The organism is Allorhizocola rhizosphaerae (genome assembly GCF_003426775.1).
GTDB classification, from domain to species: domain Bacteria; phylum Actinomycetota; class Actinomycetes; order Mycobacteriales; family Micromonosporaceae; genus Allorhizocola; species Allorhizocola rhizosphaerae.
Map to the genome: position 1 here is coordinate 1 of NZ_QJUG01000422.1, position 2,884 is coordinate 2,884.

A 2,884-nucleotide genomic window follows, 5' to 3' on the forward strand; every position below is an offset into this window, starting at 1 on the left:
CTGATGATCGGGGTGAGCCTGCTGACCAGGCGTGAGACAGTGGGCTGGGAGCAGCCGAACAGTTCGGCGATCAAGGCTTGGGACAGGTTATGGCGTAGGTACAGCAGCACGACCAGGACGGTGCGGTACGGGCCGAGCGCTCGGCGGCGGGCAGGGTCCAGGTGTCGACGCTCACGTAATTCCCCAGGGCGGTTGATCACGTAATTCCCCATGGGGTGACCCTCAATATCTTTCTACTCGTTGTCGCTTTGGGGAGTGCGAGCGGCCCCTTTGGGTCGCTTGTTTGGCCGGTAGCTCGGGCCGTTCATGAAGACCTGATGGCTGTTGTTGATCAGCCGGTCCAGCAGTGATTCGGCGACGACAGCGTTGGGGAACAAGGGATACCAGTCCTGCGGTGCCCGGTTGGAGGTCAGGATGAGGCTGCGGCCGGCCTGTGCCCGTTCGGAGATGAGCTCGTAGAGGTCGTCGGCCTGCTGCGGGCTCAGCTCTCGCATGGCAAAGTCATCCAGGATCAGGACGGCGGGTCGGGCGAGTTCGGCCAGGCGTTTGGCCCAGGTGCGGTCGGCGTGCCCGCCGGCCAGATCCGCCAGGGCGCGGCTGGTTTTGGTGAACCGGACCTCGGCCTGCTGGCGGATGGCCAACAGGCCGAGTGCTTGTGCGATATGGCTTTTCCCAACGCCGACCGGGCCGTAGAGGATGACGGACTCGCCTGCGTGTAGCCAGCGCAGCGCGGCCAGGTCGCGGATCTGCGCGGCGGGTAGTTTCGGGCTGGCGCCGAAGTCGAACTCCTCCAGCGTGGACAGCTGCTCGAAACGGGCGCGGCGGACGCGTCGTTGCATCGAGGTGGTGTCCCGGCGGGCGATCTCGTCGTGGCAGAGGACTTGCAGGAAGTCCAGATGCCCCAACTCGCCGTTGCGGGCCTGGGCCAGACGCGCATCCAGGGTGTCGAGCATCCCGGACAGCTTCAGCGCCCGCAGACTGGTGTGGAGGCTGGCATCGACAACGCTCACAGGGTTTCTTCCTTCTGCTGGTAGATGGCTTGGAACAGATGCTGCTGCAGATGCGTGAAATCGCCGCCGGAGGTGACCGGCGGATACCCATAAGCGGCAAGGACTTTCGCGACGTCGTAGGCCAGGCCGAAGCAGAACCTGGGGTCGTCGTCCGGTCGCGGCAGCGGATACCGCCGATCGTCGTGGGCGGGCATCACGCCACCTCCCGCTCGACCTCGTCGTGGTCGCCGTCGAGATCGCCGTGGCCGTCACGGTCGTCGTCCGTGGGGTCCGTGGTCGTCTCGAGTGGCTCGCCCGCGCCGGCCTGGTCCGTCTCGAGCGGACGGCTCGTTCTGGCCAGGGGGATCACGTTCGCGAACAGCTGCGAAGGGCCGTGCAGGAACGCCGCGGCACCGCCATCGCCGGTGCGCGAAGACTCCGCTGCTGGTTCGATGTCGGTGCCGGCGGCCAGGACGCCCTTGATGGTCCGGTATGACGGGTCGCCGACCGCGATGGCCTTGGCGCACGCGGCTTCCACCCGCTCAGCCGGGTACTTGCCGGTCAGCCCGAGGATTCCCTGAGCGGCGCGCAGCCGAAACAGCACCCCGACGGCCAGCAGCCCGTCGATGACCTCGGTGCAGGCAGGACCGATCTCGGCGGAACGCTGCCGGCACCAGGTCGGGGTCCGCATCCGAAACGCGATCTTCTCCGGCGGGTAGTGCCCGAAATCGGTCTGCTTGCCCTGGGGCTTACGGCCATGCGTAGCGATCAGCTGCCCGTCGTGGAAGATCTGCACCACCGTCGGGGTTTCGCGGGCATCCACGCGCTGGCCGATGTAACGCCACGGGATCGAGTACAAGGTCTTGCCGACCTTGGCATGGATGTCCGGACCGACCTTCGCTGTCGACCACGTCGCCAACACGAAAGGTTTACGCGGCAACGGTTGCAGCGCTTCGGCCTCCAACGTGGTGAACACGTCCAACGGTTTCGCGCCGTCGAGCGGGCGGCAGGAGCGCAACCCGGCGACCTGCGTGCACCAGCGCAGCGCCTCGGCTCGCATGTGCTCGACCGAGGTGAACTCACGGCCGCGCCAGAAACTGTCCCGGATATAGGGCACCTGCCGCTCAACCCGCGGCTTGTCCTTGGGCCTGCCGCGCCGCGCCGGGTCGACCAGCACCCCGTAATGGGTCGCCAGCTCACCATACGAGCGGTTGATCTTCGGGTCGTACAGGTCAGTCCGGTCCACGCCGGTGCGCAGGTTGTCCGGGATGAGCCGGCGCGGGGTACCGCCGAAAAACGCGAACGCATCCACGTGGGCCTGGGTCCAGGCCCGCTGGTCCATCACAACGTCGGCTGCACGAACACATGCCTGGAGCAGGCCAACACGATCGCGAACGCCCACACCCGATGCCGTTTACCGGTTTTCGGGTCGACCCAGGTCCCCAGCAGCCCGTAGTCGATCTGGGCCTCCTCACCCGCCGGGACCTCATCGCGCAGCACCGTGACCTGCGCACGGCGGGTCTCCTCCGGCACGGTCGCGGCCACCCACCGGCGAAACGACGCCACCGACGCCTCCACACCGTGCTCGTCGCGCAGCCGCTGCCACACCGTCGACTGGTGCACCCCCGCGGCCAACTGCTCCTGGATGTAGTCGGCATGCTTGTCGATCTGAGGCCAGGTGATCTGCCGCAGCCTGGTGTTGGTCAGCTCCGGGAACCAGCGGCCGATCAGCTCATTCCACTCGTTGGGGCTCAACGACTTCCCGCCCGGCTTCATCCCCGCCGCGATCGCCGGCTGCACGTACTTGCGGATCGTCTTGCGGTCCACGCCAAGGCTCAGCGACATCTCGTTGATCGATCTTCCCGCATGCCAGTGCGTCAAGATCTCCGTAATGT

3 protein-coding genes and 1 pseudogene are annotated in these 2,884 nt (G+C 66.7%); all 4 read right to left on the reverse strand.

The features are described 5' to 3' along the window. A partial coding sequence (locus tag DM816_RS41255) for a helix-turn-helix domain-containing protein (protein ID WP_162908401.1) occupies positions 1-212 on the reverse strand: 212 nt, incomplete at its 3' end. Between the two features lie 21 nt (positions 213-233). Then, the gene (gene istB / locus DM816_RS41260; RefSeq protein ID WP_117215863.1) at positions 234-1,010 is read right to left on the reverse strand and encodes an IS21-like element helper ATPase IstB; all 777 of its coding nucleotides are present in this window, start codon (positions 1,008-1,010) and stop codon (positions 234-236) included. Next, a complete protein-coding gene (locus DM816_RS41265; RefSeq protein WP_117215864.1) occupies positions 1,007-1,204 on the reverse strand; it encodes a hypothetical protein in 198 nt (65 codons plus the stop codon). The genes istB and DM816_RS41265 overlap by 4 nt, the downstream gene beginning before the upstream one ends. 140 nt (positions 1,205-1,344) lie before the next feature. Continuing rightward, positions 1,345-2,882 (reverse strand): annotated as a pseudogene (istA, locus tag DM816_RS46095) (IS21 family transposase); the annotation flags it as partial. Between the last annotated feature and the right edge of the window lie 2 nt (positions 2,883-2,884).